The organism is Arthrobacter sp. 49Tsu3.1M3, assembly GCF_900168135.1.
Taxonomy (GTDB): domain Bacteria; phylum Actinomycetota; class Actinomycetes; order Actinomycetales; family Micrococcaceae; genus Arthrobacter.
The window spans coordinates 144,028-160,357 of the sequence record NZ_FUZD01000006.1 but is presented as its reverse complement, the minus strand read 5'-3'; the positions used below and the strand labels follow the sequence as shown (position 1 = coordinate 160,357).

The following is a 16,330-nucleotide window of genomic DNA, read 5'->3' as shown; positions in this document are numbered from 1 at the left end:
CAATGACCGGGAGCATCTACCACGGACAGTCCGGGCTGCCGTTCTCTTCCGCGCTCCGGATCTACGAGCCCCTTGAGGCGTTCCCCGAGCAGCAGCAGGAAACCCTGCGGGCTGCCGGCGCCGGCCAGGCGTCCCGCGCGGCTGTGGAGAACGCCGAACTGCTGGCGTCCCTGGGCCGCATCACCCGGCCCGACGGGGATCCGTTTCCCACCGGCCGGACCGATCTGGTGCGGGTTGTCGCGGCCCCGGCCAGGCGGCCCCCGTCCGGCGCAGTGCACGGCGCACCGCACGACGCCGCCGAGTCCGGGACTGCGGCCGCCCCGCAGCCCGACCGGCTGCTGTACTGCCCCAGCCAGCTGGTCCTCCGCGCCGGGCTGGCCGCTAATGCCCTGATGGAAGGCATCCACGGGCCCCTGGCCCAGCTGCTGATCCCGGAAGAACAGCGGGACAAACACCAGGAACGCATCGATGAGGTGCGCGCCCACGATGGCCTCAGCCGGGTGCACACGAGGGCATCCACGTGGGGCATTCCGTTCAGCTGGTTCTGCCTCTTCCAGGAATCGGACCCCACCGACGTCGTCGAAGCCGACGGCCACATTGTCACGGTCCGCATCCGCGCCGGCATCGGCAACGCGCTGGAGCGGGTGAGCTACGCGGTGGCGCACCTGGCCCTCGCCGCGCCGGATCTCGACATGCTCGAGGACCTGACCCAGCTCACGGAATGGCTTGAGCTCTTCCACCCGGACTCGGCAGTGGAACTCGACTACGGCGGGGTGGCGGACAAGGTCTATCCGGATGATTCGCCGCTGGACGTACGCCTCGGCATCGAGTGCCTGGCGGAGGGGGACATGACCGGCGCCGCCGCGGCCTACCGCCGGCTGGCATCGCGTTGGGTGCCGATCCGCCAGCTGGCCCGCGCGTCCTAACCCGGCCCGAACTCCGCTAGCGGAGCCGCACGGACTGGCGCAGCGGCGGCGCCGTCGTCGTCCGGACAATCAGCCGGTGCGGCGCCACAGCCGACTGCACGGAGCCGGAAATACCGTCGAGCTCGTCCAGCAGCATCTTGGTGCCGAGTTCGGCCTGCTGGTCCGGGCGCTGCCCGACTGTGGTCAGGCCCATGGCCTCGGCGAAGTCGTGGTCGTCGATGCCGATGACCGAGAGGTCCTCCGGGACGCGCACCCCGGCCTTGTTGGCCTCAAAGATGACGCCCATGGCCATCTCATCGGAGGCGCAGAAGATTGCTGTGGGCTTGGGCCCCTCGGCGGCCCAGAGGCGGCGGAATGCCTCCTGGCCGCTGCGCACGGTGAAGTCCCCCCAAAGGTCCCACTCGGGCCTGACGGGCAGCCGCGCCTCGCCCATGATGTCGTGGAAGGCCTGGATCCGGACCCTGGGGACGTCAAAGTTGAGGTCGGTTTCGTCGTCGCCGTGCAGGAGCGCGATGTCCGTGTGGCCCAGCCCGATCAGGTGGCGGACTGCTGTGGCGGCCGCGGCGTAGTCGTCGATGCCGATGTAGGGGCACTCCTCGACATGGCCTCCCACCACCACCAGCGGGATGTCGATTTTCTGGAGATGCTCGATTTCCTCGTGGGTGAGCGCCATGCAGAGGACCAGCAGGGCGTCGATCTGCTTGTAGACCATGGTCTTGCTGAAGAGCCGCTCACGGTGGCTGCCGTGGCCGCCGAGGTTGAAGAGGGAAAGGTTGTACTGCCGGGAGTGCAGTTCCCGGTCGGCGCCCTCGATGGCCTTGGAGAAGAACCAGCGGCTGACGAACGGGGCCAGCACGCCGATGGTTTTCGTCCGGCCCGTCGCCAGGCCGGACGCCGAGGACGAGGCGACGTAGCCCAAGGTTTCCGCGATGCCGAGGATCTTCTCGCGGGTTGCCGGGGAAACACGGGGCAGTCCCCGGACGGCCCGGGATACGGTGGCCGTTGACACGCCCGCAGCGGCGGCGACGTCCTCAATGCTGACGCCCGAGTGGCCGCCGCGCTGCGCCCGTTCCGTCCGTGCCACCTGTGCCCCCTAGTTAACGGTCCGCGGAAGCCTGGCGGCTGCCCGCAGACGTGTTGCGCCCGCCTCCCCCCGGCGGCTGAATAATCCTGCCCGGCTGCTCTCCCCCCTGCTAGGAGTGCCGGCTGGCCGTCCGGCGCGGCAAACGCCGGCGCAGCCGGATCATCCCGTAGAGGGCCAGCAGCATGGCGAGCAGACCCAGGGCCCAGAAGAGGGCTGGCTGGGCGGTCACCTCCATCCAGACAGTGACCACCAGCAGCACCACGGCCCAGAAGCCGAGGAAGCCGATGATGATGTCGAAGTCCTCGCCGGAGCGCACCTTTCGACGCGTCGCCGGCACGTGGCCCTGGTTCTGCTCGTCAGTCATCACGCCTCAGTCACTTAACCGCGCCGGCCGTGAGGCCCGCGACAATCTTACGCTGGAACACCAGCACCAGAATGACCAACGGAATGGTCACAATAGTGCCCGCAGCCATGATCGCGGTGTACGGAATCTGGTTCGGCTGCGCACCGGCGAAGCTGGCAATGGCCACAGTGACCGGCTGCGTTGCGTCGGACGAGAGCTGGCTGGCGATCAGGAATTCATTCCACGAGGAGATGAAGGCCAGGATGGCGGTCGTGAAGATGGCCGGGGCGGCCAGCGGCATGATGACCTTCCGGAAGGCCTGTCCCTGCGTGCAGCCGTCCACCCGGGCCGATTCCTCGAGCTCCCACGGCATCTCCCGGAAGAAGGACGTCATGGTGTAGACCGTCAGCGGCAGCACGAACGAGATGTTCGGGATGATCAGGGCCTGGTAGGTGCCCATCCAGCCGATGTTCGTGAAGAGCTGGAACAGCGGGGTGATGAGGGCGACGCCGGGGAACATGGAAGCGCCCAGGATGAAGCCCAGCACAAGGTACTTGAACTTGAAGTTCAAGCGGGCCAGGGCGTAGGCGGCAAACACGCCGATCACCAGCGACACCAGGGTGACGACGGTGCCGATGAACAAGCTGTTCAGCAGTGCCTGGCCAAAGTGGTTGCCGAAGGAGGTGTCGAACGCCGTCTTGAAGTTGTCCAGCGTGACGTGCGTCGGCAGGATCGAGGTGTCGTAGGTGTAGCCGACGTCGCGGAACGCCGTCACCACCATCCAGTAGGCCGGAGCCAGGCACCAGAAGAGGATCACCACCGCGCTGATGTAGGTCCGGCTCTGGGCCCACTTCTCGCGGTTCTGCGCGACCTTCCGCCCCCGGTCCTGCTCTGCGCGCAACTCGGTTGCGGCGCTCGTCGCGGCGGTCATTTCTTCCCCTTACCTGCGCCGGTCTGCTGCTCCACAACGTTCGCTCCGAGGAAGCGCACGAAGATGAAAGCCACCAGAAAGATGATGATGAACGTGATGGTGGACAAAGCCGCCGCCGCGTTGAAGCCCTGCCTGATCTGGTTGATCACCAGGATGGACAAGGTGGTGGTGTTGTTCGCTCCGCCCGTCAGGATGTACGGGAGGTCGAACATGCGCAGTGCGTCGAGGGTGCGGAACAGGATGGCTACCATGAGCGCGGGCTTCACCAGCGGCAGGGTGATCATCCGAAACCGCTGCCAGGCGCTCGCGCCGTCGACCTTGGCCGCCTCGTACACTTCGGCGGGAATCATCTGCAGGCCGGCAAGAATCAACAGCGCCATGAACGGCGTCGTCTTCCAGACGTCCGCGATGATCACGGCCCACCGTGCCGGCCACTCGCTGCCGGTCCACAGGACGGTGGTGTTGAAGAGCTTGTTGCCGATGCCCTCGAAGGCGAAGATGAACAGCCACAGCTTGGCTGTCACGGCGGTGGGGATGGCCCACGGCACCAGGACAGCGGCGCGGACCAGGCTGCGGCCCTTGAAGGCGCGTGCCATGATGACGGCCATCCAGAAGCCGAGGACGGTCTCCAGTGCCACCGTCACGACGGTGAAGAAGAACGTGGTGCCGGTGGCGGACCAGAACTGCGCGCCGAGGGTTCCCGGCGGGCAGTCAACGGTTCCGCCGGACGGTGCCGGGCATTGCTGGAAAATCCAGTTGTAGTAGTTGGAGAAGCCGGCCGGGCCACCCTCAACGAAGAGACCCGTGGCGGGGTCCAGACCGGCATCCTTCTGGAATGACATCACAATGGCGGTGATGATCGGGTACACGATCACGACCGACAATGCGAGGATAGTCGGCGCCAGCAGCCAGGCTGCCCAGCGCCCCTGCGTCGCGATGCGGTTGTCCTCTCCAACACCCTTGGGTGCGTGGTGGATCGGAGCCCCGCCCGACGCCGGTGCCTTGACCGACGTCGGGCCTACTTCAGTTGCCATGATGGACCTACTGTCCCGCGCTAGCGGACTCGATGGACTTCTGCATGTCAGACAGGGCCGCGTCTACAGTCTTCTCGCCCTTGATGGCCGAGTACGCGTTTTCCTGGATGGCCTTGGTGACGGCCGGGTAGAACGGCGTGACCGGGCGCGGTACGGCGTTCTCGATCGAGGTCTTCAGGACCGGCAGGTACGGCAGCTTGGCGACGAGTTCCTTGTCGTCGTAGAGCGTCCCGATCACCGGAGCGAGCGAACCCTGCGTGGCGAAGAACTTCTGGGTCTCTTCCGTGGTGAGGAACTTCAGGAAGTCCAGTGCCGTGGCCTTGTTCTTTGAGTAAACGCTGACCGCGGCGCTGTGGCCGCCGAGGGACGAGGCGCCCGGGCCGTCCTTGCCCGGGAGGGCGGTCATGCCCAGGACGTCCTTGACCTTCGAGGAACCTTCAGTGGTGGCCAGGTTGTAGACGTAAGGCCAGTTGCGCAGGAACAGCAGCTTGCCGTCCTGGAACGCCTGGCGGCTTTCCTCTTCCTGGAAGGTGATGGCTTCCTTCGGGATGTCGCCGTTTGCGTAGGCCTTGGTCAGGTTGGCCATGCCGGCCTTTGCTTCCGCGGTGAGCAGGTTGGGCTTGCCGTTCGCGTCCAGCACGGCACCGCCGGCGGAGTTGATGGCCTCAGAGGCGTTTACGGTCAGTCCCTCGTACTTCTTGAACTGGCCCGAGTAGCAGCCGATGTTGTTGGTCTTGGCGATGGAGCACATGCTCATCATCTCGTCCCAGGTCTTCGGGGGCGTGGGGACCAGGTCCTTGCGGTAGTACAGGATGCCGCCGTCGGATGATTCCGGTGCCGCGTACAGGGTGCCCTTGTAGGAGGCGGCCTCGACGGTCGGTTTCAGCAGGGCGGAGGTGTCCAGCGCCATCTTGTCCTTGAGCGGCTGCAGCCAGCCCTTGGCGGCAAACTCGGCGGTCCAGACGACGTCGACGCTCGCGACGTCGTAGCCGGCGTCCTTGGCCTGGAAGTGCTGGACGAGGTCGTCGTGCTGCTGGTCGGCCTGGTCGGTCTGCTCCTTGAAGGTGACCTTCTCGTTCGGGTGTGCGGCGTTCCACTTCTCGATCAGCGGGCGGACCACGTTGCTGTTGTCCTTGCCCTGAACGTAGGTGATGGGGCCGCGCCCGTCCAGGCCCTGCGAGGCGGCGTCGCTGCCGCTCGTAGTGCCGCCACCTCCGCCGCCACACGCCGAAAGGGTGATAGCCAAAATGCCTGCCGTGGCGACGGGAAGTAGGAAATTGCGGGTTTTCATACTGGAGTGCTCCTCGCTGAGTACCGGTGAAAAACGGCCGTACTGTTGGTGTGCCGACCATCACAGTAATCAACAGGTACCCTGAATGCAAGCGTTTACATGAAAGCTTTATGCAAAGGAGATTCCGTGGGCCGCCGGCCGGCCGTCCAGGGCGGGTGGCCATGCCGCCACCGCGCCTGCCGGGGAAGGCCGCCTCAGCCTTCCCGCCGGCTCAGCGGACCCGCTCTGAACGGCCGAACCGCGACCGCGCGCCGGATCCGATGTGGATCAGCACCGGGGTGCGTTTGCCGATCACCGCGTCGAGCGCCTCTACCAGGGCGGAAACTTCGGCGGCGAGCCGGTGCGGGGCGACGCCCTGGCGCGGTTCCACCCGGATCTTGAGGGCCGGCTCCCCGCTGATTTCGTAGGCGGCAACCGTGACGCCGGCCAGGTCGGGCCGGTCCGCGAGCGCCGCGCGGAGCGTCTGCTCCGCCACGCCGCCGCTGATTCCGACGTTGCCGGGCACTTCCCCCGGGTCCTCCTCGGCCACGAGCAGGCTGGTCCGGCCCTTACCCTGTTGGGCAATCCAGGCGATCATCAGGCCAAGCACCACCAGCAGCGCCAGGCAGATGACAAGCCACAGCCAGCTCCCCTGGCGGCGGGGGAATTGCGTCCGTTCGAACAAATCGAGCCAGAAGCTCAGGACGCCGCCTGCCCACTCATGCCACCAGACACCGACGATTGGGACGGTTGCAAGCAAAATCAGGAGGACGCCGATGGCGAGGAGGATGATGCCAAGGATGCCAATCAGTACGCGGTTCAGCACCCGGGGAGTGTTGTTCATGCCCCCACCACCCCTGCCGTGGATACCTGGATCCGCACTTCCGGCATCGGCCAGGGGCGCATTTCCTCCACTTCCCGGCGCACAGCCTCCAGGACGGCGTCCGGACGCAGCGGCACACCGGAGGTCGGCCGGACGTTGACCGTGATCCGGTTCCGCGACACCACCACCATCACTTGTTCCTTGGCCACGTTGGCGGCCAGCCGGGCCCGGCGCGCCAGGGCAGCGGCGATCACCTCATCGTCCACCACGACGCCGGCCCGGCGGTCCGGGAGCAGGTGGCGTGCCCGCCGGCCGGGCAGCACGGCGTTGAGGAAGAAGAACAATCCGGCCATCGCGACCACGGCGCCCGTGACGCCCAGCAGGAGCGGCGGGATTCCCGCCGGGAGCGCGACCACCCGCTCGGCCGCGGTCTGCGGATCCACGAGCCACGGCGGCTGCCCGATCGCACGGACCCCGGTCTCAAGCAGCGCATAGCCGAACACGGCCATGACCAGGCAGGCCGCGATCACGGACACAACGGCGCGCGAGGTGTGCATCTCCCGTTTCACTATCCGATCCATGCCCGCGGCGCCGGAACCCAGCCGCGCGCTCCCCGGCACCGCATCGGCGTCGTGCCCGCCGGAGACCGTCCCGGCGTGTTGGATGTCCTGGCTCAATGTACCCGGCCTCCCCCGCGCACTGCGGCGCCGCTGATGCGGATGTCCACCCGGCTCAGCTGCGCTCCGGTCAGTTCCGTCACGCGGCGCAGGATCTGGGCCTTGGCGGCGACGGCACGCTCCCAGATGGAACCGCCGAATCCGGCGACGCGGCCGGCGTCCCGGACCACAGCGGTGAGGTTCGGGACCGCAACGGGCATGACAAGCGACAGCGCGAGCAGTCCGTCATCGTCCGACCAGTTGGCGCGCACGTCGTGCGCCGGGACACCGAGGGCCTCCCCCGCGGCCGCCCGGGCCACGCTCGTCAGGGCCTGGGTGCTGATGCGGTTGTGCCCGGCCATCGCGGCGCCGGGGATCGGCGCTTCAGCCGTGATGCTCATGAGGAGGAACGCCGGCCTGTGAGGGCGTCAAACACGCTGCGCAGGTCCAGCTTCCCCTCTGCGGCCCGGCCCAGGAGGGCGCCGATGGCCATGAAGAACAGGGCGCCGAGGAAGCCCCAGACACCGAACTGGAAGGACATGAAGGCCACGAAGGCGCCCATGGCGATTCCCACTACCGTCAGACTCATTGGATAGCCTCCCTGACTGGCCGGGCCGCAGCGGACGCGGCCGGTTTGGCCGGGCCGGGCACATAAACGTCGTTGATCTCGATATTGACCTCGATCACTTCGAGACCCACCAATTCCTCGACGGCGGCGTAGACGGCGGCGCGGACCTGGTCAGCGAGGGCCTGCAGGGGGGTGCCGTACACCGCAACAAGATCGATGTCGACTGCGACCTGCGTTTCGCCGACTTCCGCGCGGACGCCCGCTGCGTGATCAGCGTTGCCGACGGCGTCGCGGATGGCCCCGAGGGCGCGTGAGGGTCCTGATCCCAAAGAATAGACGCCGGGCACCGATCGGGCGGCGATGCCCGCGACCTTGGCGACGGCGGTTTCCGCTATGACCGTGCGGCCGGTGCCCTCCGGCGCGGACAGACCGTCCGTGGGCCCGACCAGGGCACCAGGACCGGGCTGACCTGCCGCGAGGCCGGCAACGTGTTGACCAGCCGCGGGACCGGCGACGGGCTGACCAGCCGCGGGACCGGCGACGGGCTGAGAATTCTGGTATTCCATAACGCACTCCCCCTTCTCTTTGACACAACCCTAGTCCCTGCCTTGGGGCGCGTGGGGGAATCTTGCGGCGCCCGTTCCCACAGTCCATGCAGGTGGGGGCGGGAACGGGCTGCCCGCGTTAGGGACAAGGCCGGCCGTTTGTCAGCTGCGGGATGTCAGCCGGGAGCAGACGCGGGCGATGGCCTGGCCGAACCCCCTACTTGCAGTTGGTGGCGATCCAGGTCGTGACCGGCGCCATGGCGGCCTGGAGCTTTCCGCTGGAGAAGACCGTCTGGTCGGTGACGCCGGCAACGGCCACCTCCTTGAGGTTGGCGAAGTCGGCCTTGAGGCTGTTCGGGACGCGTTCGGCCGTCTCGGCGAGCTCCGTTTTGAACTTCTCCAGTTCCGCCGTCTTGCCCTGGGCGGCGGAGAGCGGAAGGAGCGTGGCGCCGGTTGCCTGCTCCGAGATCTTGGAGCAGGCCTCGGCGGCGCTGGTGAAGCCGCCGAACGGTCCCGAGGTCCCGGTAGGGCTCGGCGTGGCGGACGCGGAAGCAGTGGACTCGCCCGCATCGGACGTGCCCGCGGCGGACGACGGCGCGCTGCCGGCCTGCGGGGCCGAACAGCCGGTAAGTGCCAGGGCTGCGAGGAGGGCGGTTGCGGCGAGAGGACGGGCAATATTCTTCGAAGTCACGTTGCAGAATCACTTTTCGGTTGAGATTGCGCCGCCCGCCCGGTCCGGGCTGCCGGCGGCCTTGGTGTTCTTTCCCCAGCGTGCGAGTCTAGCCCGGCCGGCTGGACGGCCCCCAACCAGTCGCCGCCGTCGGCCGCCCATCGCCGCCCGTGGTTGCGCCGCGCCGCCTACTCCCCGCCGATTGCCCCGTAACTGCCCTTTTGACCCGTCAGAAGGGCAGTTACGGAGCAATCGATCGTGTTTACGGCTCTGCCCGTGATTTCTGCGGGTATCAGCATCGCCACGATAGGCAGGAACGGTCCCTGTTTGGATTCAACTGACAGCCACCCCTCAACTGCATGCGCTCGACCGCCCCGAACAGCTGGGGCGCCGATCCCAAATGGATGCGGGCTGGGACGGTGTGGGCGGCTCTGCTTTCACGTCCCTCCGCAACCCTCAGCCGGCTTCAAGGACGAAGAAGATGAAGGACAGGAACGCTGTCTTCTCGCCGCTGAGGATGCGCGGCGGAAGGAGTTCATGCGGTGTGTCTGGAGATGGCCCTGGCTCGCTCACGGTAGCTACGCGGTATCCCGCCGACGTGAAGGCGTTGATCATCGCGTGAAGTGGCCGATGCCAGAAGGTCAGGACCGCAGGCTCGCCATCGAACTCGTAATCCTCCGAGTACTGCCGGATGGCGAAGTAGTCCTCGGTTGGTTGGGTGATCACGCTGACCGTGGGGTGGTTGACCGAGAGGATCAGGCGACCGCCGGGCTTCAGCACGCGCCGCAGTTCCGCAAGTGGTGCCGACCAGTCCTCCAGATAGTGCAGGACCAGGGACGAGACAACGTCGTCGAAGGATCCATCGGCGAAAGGGAGCGGCTTGCTGAGGTCGGCCACGCACAGGTCCGCGGTCGCGCCCAATCGTTGTCTTGCCAATTCGAGCATCGCAGGACTGGAATCGAAGCCGGTCATGATCGCGCCTCTCGCGCTCAGCGCCGCGGACAGGGGCCCGGAGCCGCACCCTGCATCCAGGACCCGGTGGCCGTCGACGTCGCCGGCGAGGCCAATCATCGCCGGCCGCTCGTAGTAGGCGTTGAGGAGGCTGGACTCGTTCTCCGCCGAATAGCTCTCGGCAAAACTGTCATAGTGGTCGGCTTTCACGGATCCTCGCTCTCGGGAGAACGCGCCGGGTCAGGAGGGTCGGCCCGATCCTAACAACCTGGTCGCCCCATCCGCATCCAGAAGCCGCAGACGACCCCTTTGAGAGCAGAGGCCGTGGGTATTCCAAGGGGGCGGCCCCGTCGATTGCTCCGTAACCGCCCTTTTGGCCCGTCAGAAGGGCAGTTACGGAGCAATCGACGGGGTTAAGGCGGAGCAATCGATGGAGTTAAAGAAGAAAAGCACCAGTTCTCAAAGAACTGGTGCTTCCCAGTGGTGGCTCCGACCGGCGTCGATCCGGTGACCTTTCGATTTTCAGTCGAACGCTGAATCGACCGCCAAGCTGGAGTGAAGCACTCCCCCACCGGTTCAGCCGTCGGGCCATAGACGTAGCCAGATTAGGTTGACGGAAGCTCCATTATCGGCTTTTTTGTTGGCGGGGTAGCCCTCGAGCATCACTCTGTAGGACTTACCGATGCTCGCCATCAATGGACCGACGTTAGTGGGACGTATCGGAGTTGGCGTGTACGTTTTCGAGGACCTCGTACCACGTCGTCCGATGGTTAACCTGCTGCAGCTCGTCCAGCCTTGCGCGGACAGAGAGAAAGTCTGGATCTTCATGCCATGCTTCCCAGTCCTGTCGGCTTCTCCATGTCCCGATAATGACCCGGGTCTCCGGTGCGTCGACGGGAACCAGTAACTGGCCTGAGATCCAGCCCTGACGGTCGTGGGCTGATCTAAAGCGTTTGAGGATCAGTTCGTCCCACTCTTCCACTGAGCCGGAGTGGAGTTGCATGGTGCTGACGACGGTCATCATGGAAGCGCCCTCCTCAAGAATCGTCCAACCAAGTTGCGTCTGCTCAGGTTTTCAGGTTCGAGCCGCGCCGTCAACGAAGTGCTCTCGCCCGCATGGGCGGCGCGTCGTTTCTGGCGTGCCAGGGCCGGGGCTGACTCCACCCGAGAGACTGGTGGGGTTTAGTGGGCGATGTGCGGTTCACCGGTGCGTCGCTCTCCGTGCTGACCGTTCCTGCAAGTGGGGGAATCCCTTGGCTACATGGGCAGGAAATGGCGAACCGCGGCCTCGGAGTCTTCTATTGTTTGGTCCCGTCTTTTGGATTTTTTAATGATGAGCAGCAGAAGTCCCAAGAGGAGGATTGCTGCGGCAGACGCAGCAGTGTATTCGATAGTGGAAGCAATGTTTTGCGCCGTACTGCCAGTGGCGGGGTCGTTTTCGTTCCCGGTGAGCAGGTGTGCAGTGATTGCGAGTAGCAGGTCGAGGTTCAACATGTGTGGCTCCTAGATACAGCGCTCTGCGTCTGACTTTGATTGGTCGGTAGGAATTTGAAGCGTGGATCCATGAACGCGCTTCAGCCTGGGATCGAGTCCGTAGCCGTAGTCGGGGGACCTTACGGAATCGGTCAGTCCAGCAGGTGCAGTTGGTCCCGTGTGTCGATGTCCTCTCCCCCTTCATATCCGCAGTCAACAAGATCGACGAGTTCCGGGTTGGCCTGAAGGAACAGGCGGGCGCCAGAGTCGCCTGCGGCAGAGTCGGTTGCGAGTGTGCGCAGCGATGCGTCAAGTAGCAGGGGATGTCCGCGCCGGAGCTTCCCGGAAGCAGCCCGGTAGCCCGCAGCTGTGACCCTGCCAGGCAGGTGTGCTGCCAGGAGCGTTCGCACAACGTCAGCGGTGAGGCCGGGTTGGTCGACAAGGGCTACAAGTACGTGGTCCCCAGGCAACGCGTTCTCGACTCCGAGCAGGAACGAACCGGCCATACCGCTATTCCATTCAGGGTTCACCACTACCCGAACCAGGCGTTGCTCCGCGCGGCCGAGGCCGGTGGAGGCGAGGACTTGTCCAGCCTCCGCACCAAGCACGACCACCACTTCTCGGCATCCACCGTCGAGGAGTACCTCCGCAAGCACTTCCACCAACGTGCGGCTCCGGAACGGAAGCAAAGCCTTCGGGCCCAGGCCCAGGCGCGTCCCCAGGCCAGCAGCAAGCAGAACAGCGGTGACGTTGGATGTGCTGAATTCGCTCATTTCTGGCCCTTTAGGTCGAACTGTTGTCTTCACCGGGCTTGGTCGCCGCGAAACCCGGCACATGGACTCCCCCAGCAAGAATCCAACAGTAGGGATCGTCGCCGCTTAACCTGGTTCTGATCAGTCGATTTTCCGGGTTCTCTGTCATATGGGCAAAGGCCCGATGCCGGGCTCGCCGGGCCGGTAGCAGTACCTTGTGAATCCAACGGGAAACTGAGCGTCTACCCGCTGAATCCATTGGTTTTGCGTCATCACTCATTGAGATGATGCTCCAACGACTCGTGATTGTGGTGCAGCAGAAGCTCGTGCCTGTAGTGCAGTCCAAGCCAGGGGGATGCGTTGAAGTCGTCGATGTTAATTGCCTTGGACGGAGCCAATTTCTCTGTTTCGCTGATGGCTCGATCCGCCATACGTGACCGGAACGCATATTGGGGGTTGGTGTTGGTATGCGGGGGAACTCGGCGTCTGGGCATGGTTTCTTCTCGAATTCGTTGAATGAGGGCGGGCTGGCTAACTTTCGCCACTGCAAGTGGGCATCCCAGGCCTGCAATGGCAAACAAGCAGTGTTCGGTGCTAGAAGGCACGGAGAATGTCCTCAACGCGTTGTTTGGCGTCGCCGAAGAGCATCTGGGAGTTGTCCCGGAAGAACAGAGGGTTCTGGACGCCTGCGTAACCGGCGGCCATGGAACGCTTGAACACCACGACGTTCTCCGCTTCCCAAACTTTGAGGACAGGCATCCCGGCGATGGGACTGCCCGGGTCTTCGGCCGCGGCGGGGTTGACCGTGTCGTTCGCGCCGATGACCAGGACCACGGAAGTGTCGCCGAGGTCGTCGTTGATCTCGTCCATTTCCAGAACGATGTCGTACGGGACCTTGGCTTCGGCAAGCAGGACATTCATGTGTCCTGGGAGGCGCCCGGCAACGGGGTGGATGCCGAACCTGACGTTCACGCCCTTCTCGCGGAGCTGGTGCGCCAGTTCAGCGACGGGGTACTGCGCTTGGGCGACGGCCATTCCGTAGCCGGGGGTGATGACGACGGACGAGGCGCTGGCCAGCATTTCCGCTGTCGCTTCGGCCGTGATCTCGCGGTGCTCGCCCTGGTCCGTGTCCCCCGTGCGGGCCGGGGCGGCGATGCCGAAGCCGCCGGCGATCACGGAAATGAAGGACCGGTTCATGGCCTTGCACATGATGTAGGACAGGTACGCGCCGGAGGAGCCTACGAGGGCGCCGGTGATGATGAGAAGGTCGTTGTTCAGCAGGAAGCCGGCGGCGGCTGCGGCCCAGCCGGAGTAACTGTTGAGCATGGACACCACCACAGGCATGTCACCACCGCCGATGGAGGCGACCAGGTGCCAGCCCAGCCCCAGAGCCAGGGCCGTGACAACGATGAGCAGCCAGAGCTGGGAGTCGTTGACGTACCAGACGGTCAGGACGACGAACACAACGAGGGCGCCGAGGTTGATCCCGTTTTTGCCCGGCAGCATCAGCGGCGAGGACTTCATACGGGCCGAAAGCTTCAGGAACGCCACGATGGAGCCGGTGAAGGTCACCGCGCCGATGAACACGCCGATGAACACCTCTGCGTGGTGGATCGCCATCAGGTCAGCGGACAGCGCAGGGGCTTCGAGGTGCCCGTTCCAGCCCACCAGGACCGCCGCAAGGCCCACAAAACTGTGCAGCAGCGCGATCAGCTCGGGCATGCCGGTCATTTCGACCACCCGCGCGCGCCAGAGTCCGATGGCGCCGCCGATGGCGACCGCGGCGACCAGCAGGCACAGGCCGGTCAGGGCGTGCCCGGCGCCCCAGGCGTCCTGCAGGGTCAGCCAGATGGTGGCGGCGAGGGCGATGACCATGCCGGTGATGCCGTAGACCACCCCGGCGCGGGCTTTTTCATGCTTGCTCAGGCCCGCGAGGCTGAGGATGAACAGCAAGGCCGCGACGATGTAGGCCGCCCCTGCAATGGAGTCGGCGGTCAACGGACCGGAGACGGCGTCAGTCACGGTAGAGCTCCTCGTCAGTGTTGCTGCTGTTGCGGTGGCGGCGCTCATGACCGGGCCCCGTTCCCCTTGGCCGCGTCACCGCGGGAGAACATGGCGAGCATCCGCCGGGTGACGGCGAAGCCGCCGAAAATGTTAATGCTGGCCAGCAGCACGGCGACGGCGGCCAGGACCTGCCTGACAATGTTTTCGGAGGTGACCTGCAGCAGGGCACCGACGACGATGATCCCGGAAATGGCGTTCGTCACCGACATCAGCGGGGTGTGCAGGGCATGGTGGACCTTCCCGATCACATAGAAACCGACCACGATCGAGAGCATCAGCACCGTGAAGTGCTGCGGCAGCGGCGCCGGCGCCACCGCGTTGACCAGGAACAGCGCCGCGATGCCCGCGGCAAACAGCCCGGCCTTACCGGCCGCGCTGAGGCCCTGCTTTTTCTTCGGCGCCGTGTTCTTGGCAACCTCAGCTTTGGTCTGGGCCGCGGGTGCGGCGGAGACCTGGACCGGGGGCGGAGGCCAGGTCATCTCACCCTCGCGCACGACCGTCACCGACCGCTGCACCACGTCATCGAAATCGATCCGCAGGACCCCGTCCTTTTCCGGGGTCAGGAGCTTGAGCAGGTTCACCAAATTGGTCCCGTACAACTGGGACGCCTGGGCCGGCAACCGGGCCGGGAGATCCGTGTAACCCAGGATCACCACGCCGTTATCGGTGACGATGCGTTCCCCTGCCACCGAGCCTTCAACGTTGCCGCCCTGCCCGGCAGCCATGTCCACGATGACGCTGCCCGGTTTCATCGCGGCCACATCATCGGCCGTGAGGAGTTTCGGCGCGGGCCGGCCCGGGATCAGGGCCGTGGTGATGATGATGTCCACATCTGCTGCCTGCTCGGAGTAGATTTCCGCAGCCCTGGCGTTGTACGCCTCGGACGTTGCCTTGGCATATCCGTCGGCGGACTTCATCTCTTCGGCGACCTCGACCTTGAGGTAGGTCCCGCCGATCGACTTCACCTGGTCGGCGACTTCCGGCCGCGGGTCCGTTGCCCGGACAATTGCCCCCAGACTGCTGGCCGCACCGACCGCCGCCAGGCCCGCAACGCCTGCGCCAGCTACCAGCACTTTCGCGGGCGGCACTTTGCCCGCCGCGGTCACCTGTCCCGTAAAAAACCGGCCGAACTCGTGAGCCGCCTCGATCACGGCGCGGTAACCGGCAATGTTCGCCATCGAACTGAGCACATCCATCGACTGCGCCCGCGAAATGCGCGGCACAGCGTCCAGCGCCAGCGCCGTGATTGGACGCGCCGCCAGCGCCCCTACCAAATCCGGGCGCAGTCCCGGGCTCAGCGAACCGATCAGCGTCGCACCGTCAGCCAAACAGCCGATCTCTTCCTCGGTGGGCGGGTTGATCCTGAGTACGACGTCACTGCCCCACGCCTCATCAGCACCCACGATCATGGCACCGGCCTCGGTGTACGCCACATCAGGGAAAGACGAGGACTCCCCCGCGCCCTTTTCCACTACGACGTCGTAGCCCAGCTGGATCAGCTGGCCGACCGTGAGGGGTGTTGCTGCAACCCTTGTCTCGCTACCTAATTCGGCGACGACCCCGATACGTGTCACGTTTTCTCTCTCTCATCCATTTTCAAGCCCTGGACGGTGTGCCCGATTCCCGGCGCACCAAGCCCTTGTTTCTTGTGAACCGTCAGCGCGCTGCTGCCGTATCTGACATGGCTCCTGACCCAAGGTCGAAGACTGCCTGCCCTCGATGACGATCTATCTGAACAGCACCTTGCTGGCGGGGACACGGATATGGGCCGGTCTTTGCCTGGCCCCTCACTGAGTTCGAAGGGATGCCGGACAGCCTCCGGAGATGTGCCCCCCCGACTGCGCCAGGCGGCCAGCTCCAGGTCTTCAGACTCTTCTCGGTCGGTACTGTTGTGCAATGCACGATTTCGGAGCGGGAACACCGGGGAAAGTTCCGCTGGCATGAAGGTCAAGTTCTTCCGTCACACCAAATGGCACGTTTTCGTCCAGCGCCACGATGAACTGCCGGTCTCCCAGGCGGGAGATCGATATTCCAGTGCGCCGTCCCTGTTGGAGGGCGACTCGCACCAGCCTGTCGACCGCGGCCGAAATCTGTTCATCCATCTCGGAGCGGCTGTCCACGATCAATTCAAGCTCGAGCGCTTCCGGATCCAGCCGCTTACTCGCGGTCTGCATGGGCACTGTGGTCATATGAGTTCCTCCTCAGTTAGGACGGTGGGGGCTGTCAGGGATTCCGGCAGT

19 protein-coding genes are annotated in these 16,330 nt (G+C 65.3%); 1 reads left to right on the top strand and 18 read right to left on the bottom strand.

Features of this window, described 5'->3' with window-relative positions; translation table 11 throughout:
- Positions 1 to 2 precede the first annotated feature (2 nt).
- Positions 3 to 926 carry a hypothetical protein gene (locus B5X90_RS09755; RefSeq protein ID WP_079552395.1) on the top strand — a complete coding sequence of 308 codons (924 nt, stop codon included), beginning with the start codon at positions 3 to 5 and terminating at the stop codon, positions 924 to 926.
- A 16-nt stretch (positions 927 to 942) separates the two neighbouring features.
- On the opposite strand, the gene B5X90_RS09750 is transcribed toward B5X90_RS09755, so the two are convergent.
- The 18 genes from B5X90_RS09750 to B5X90_RS09665 form a co-directional block, all read right to left on the bottom strand.
- Positions 943 to 2,010, bottom strand: a complete 1,068-nt coding sequence (locus B5X90_RS09750) for a LacI family DNA-binding transcriptional regulator (RefSeq protein ID WP_079552394.1) — start codon at positions 2,008 to 2,010, stop codon at positions 943 to 945.
- 109 nt (positions 2,011 to 2,119) lie between these two features.
- A complete protein-coding gene (locus B5X90_RS09745; protein WP_079552393.1) occupies positions 2,120 to 2,374 on the bottom strand; it encodes a hypothetical protein in 255 nt (84 codons plus the stop codon).
- 10 nt (positions 2,375 to 2,384) lie between these two features.
- On the bottom strand, positions 2,385 to 3,284 hold the full coding sequence (locus B5X90_RS09740; protein WP_079552392.1) for a carbohydrate ABC transporter permease: 900 nt from the start codon (positions 3,282 to 3,284) through the stop codon (positions 2,385 to 2,387).
- Positions 3,281 to 4,318: a carbohydrate ABC transporter permease gene (locus tag B5X90_RS09735; protein ID WP_079552391.1), complete on the bottom strand. Its 1,038-nt coding sequence runs from the start codon at positions 4,316 to 4,318 to the stop codon at positions 3,281 to 3,283. The genes B5X90_RS09740 and B5X90_RS09735 overlap by 4 nt, the downstream gene beginning before the upstream one ends.
- A 7-nt stretch (positions 4,319 to 4,325) precedes the next feature.
- A complete protein-coding gene (locus tag B5X90_RS09730; RefSeq protein ID WP_079552390.1) occupies positions 4,326 to 5,609 on the bottom strand; it encodes an ABC transporter substrate-binding protein in 1,284 nt (427 codons plus the stop codon).
- 211 nt (positions 5,610 to 5,820) lie between these two features.
- Complete coding sequence (locus B5X90_RS09725; protein ID WP_079552389.1) at positions 5,821 to 6,432, bottom strand: hypothetical protein; 612 nt, start codon at positions 6,430 to 6,432, stop codon at positions 5,821 to 5,823.
- Positions 6,429 to 7,088, bottom strand: coding sequence for a DUF6286 domain-containing protein (locus tag B5X90_RS09720; protein ID WP_079552387.1), 660 nt, complete (start codon positions 7,086 to 7,088; stop codon positions 6,429 to 6,431). The genes B5X90_RS09725 and B5X90_RS09720 overlap by 4 nt, the downstream gene beginning before the upstream one ends.
- Complete coding sequence (locus tag B5X90_RS09715; protein WP_079552384.1) at positions 7,085 to 7,468, bottom strand: hypothetical protein; 384 nt, start codon at positions 7,466 to 7,468, stop codon at positions 7,085 to 7,087. Before B5X90_RS09715 ends, B5X90_RS09720 begins: the two co-directional genes overlap by 4 nt.
- Positions 7,465 to 7,656 carry a hypothetical protein gene (locus B5X90_RS09710; RefSeq protein ID WP_026266861.1) on the bottom strand — a complete coding sequence of 64 codons (192 nt, stop codon included), beginning with the start codon at positions 7,654 to 7,656 and terminating at the stop codon, positions 7,465 to 7,467. The genes B5X90_RS09715 and B5X90_RS09710 overlap by 4 nt, the downstream gene beginning before the upstream one ends.
- Positions 7,653 to 8,201: an Asp23/Gls24 family envelope stress response protein gene (locus B5X90_RS09705; RefSeq protein ID WP_079552382.1), complete on the bottom strand. Its 549-nt coding sequence runs from the start codon at positions 8,199 to 8,201 to the stop codon at positions 7,653 to 7,655. Before B5X90_RS09705 ends, B5X90_RS09710 begins: the two co-directional genes overlap by 4 nt.
- 196 nt (positions 8,202 to 8,397) lie before the next feature.
- Positions 8,398 to 8,871 carry a hypothetical protein gene (locus B5X90_RS09700; protein WP_079552380.1) on the bottom strand — a complete coding sequence of 158 codons (474 nt, stop codon included), beginning with the start codon at positions 8,869 to 8,871 and terminating at the stop codon, positions 8,398 to 8,400.
- Positions 8,872 to 9,306: 435 nt separating this feature from the next.
- Complete coding sequence (locus tag B5X90_RS09695; protein WP_079552377.1) at positions 9,307 to 10,011, bottom strand: class I SAM-dependent methyltransferase; 705 nt, start codon at positions 10,009 to 10,011, stop codon at positions 9,307 to 9,309.
- Between the two features lie 496 nt (positions 10,012 to 10,507).
- Entirely contained in the window at positions 10,508 to 10,825 is a 318-nt protein-coding gene (locus B5X90_RS09690) for an antibiotic biosynthesis monooxygenase family protein (protein ID WP_079552375.1), read from the bottom strand.
- A 233-nt stretch (positions 10,826 to 11,058) separates the two neighbouring features.
- Positions 11,059 to 11,295 carry a hypothetical protein gene (locus B5X90_RS09685; RefSeq protein WP_079552373.1) on the bottom strand — a complete coding sequence of 79 codons (237 nt, stop codon included), beginning with the start codon at positions 11,293 to 11,295 and terminating at the stop codon, positions 11,059 to 11,061.
- Positions 11,296 to 11,426: 131 nt separating this feature from the next.
- Complete coding sequence (gene nboR / locus B5X90_RS09680; protein ID WP_079552370.1) at positions 11,427 to 12,047, bottom strand: nicotine blue oxidoreductase; 621 nt, start codon at positions 12,045 to 12,047, stop codon at positions 11,427 to 11,429.
- 573 nt (positions 12,048 to 12,620) lie between these two features.
- Entirely contained in the window at positions 12,621 to 14,048 is a 1,428-nt protein-coding gene (gene pntB, locus B5X90_RS09675; protein ID WP_079552368.1) for a Re/Si-specific NAD(P)(+) transhydrogenase subunit beta, read from the bottom strand.
- A 44-nt stretch (positions 14,049 to 14,092) separates the two neighbouring features.
- Entirely contained in the window at positions 14,093 to 15,664 is a 1,572-nt protein-coding gene (locus B5X90_RS09670; protein ID WP_079552366.1) for a Re/Si-specific NAD(P)(+) transhydrogenase subunit alpha, read from the bottom strand.
- A gap of 291 nt (positions 15,665 to 15,955) precedes the next feature.
- The gene (locus B5X90_RS09665; protein ID WP_079552364.1) at positions 15,956 to 16,279 is read right to left on the bottom strand and encodes a hypothetical protein; all 324 of its coding nucleotides are present in this window, start codon (positions 16,277 to 16,279) and stop codon (positions 15,956 to 15,958) included.
- Positions 16,280 to 16,330 lie beyond the last annotated feature (51 nt).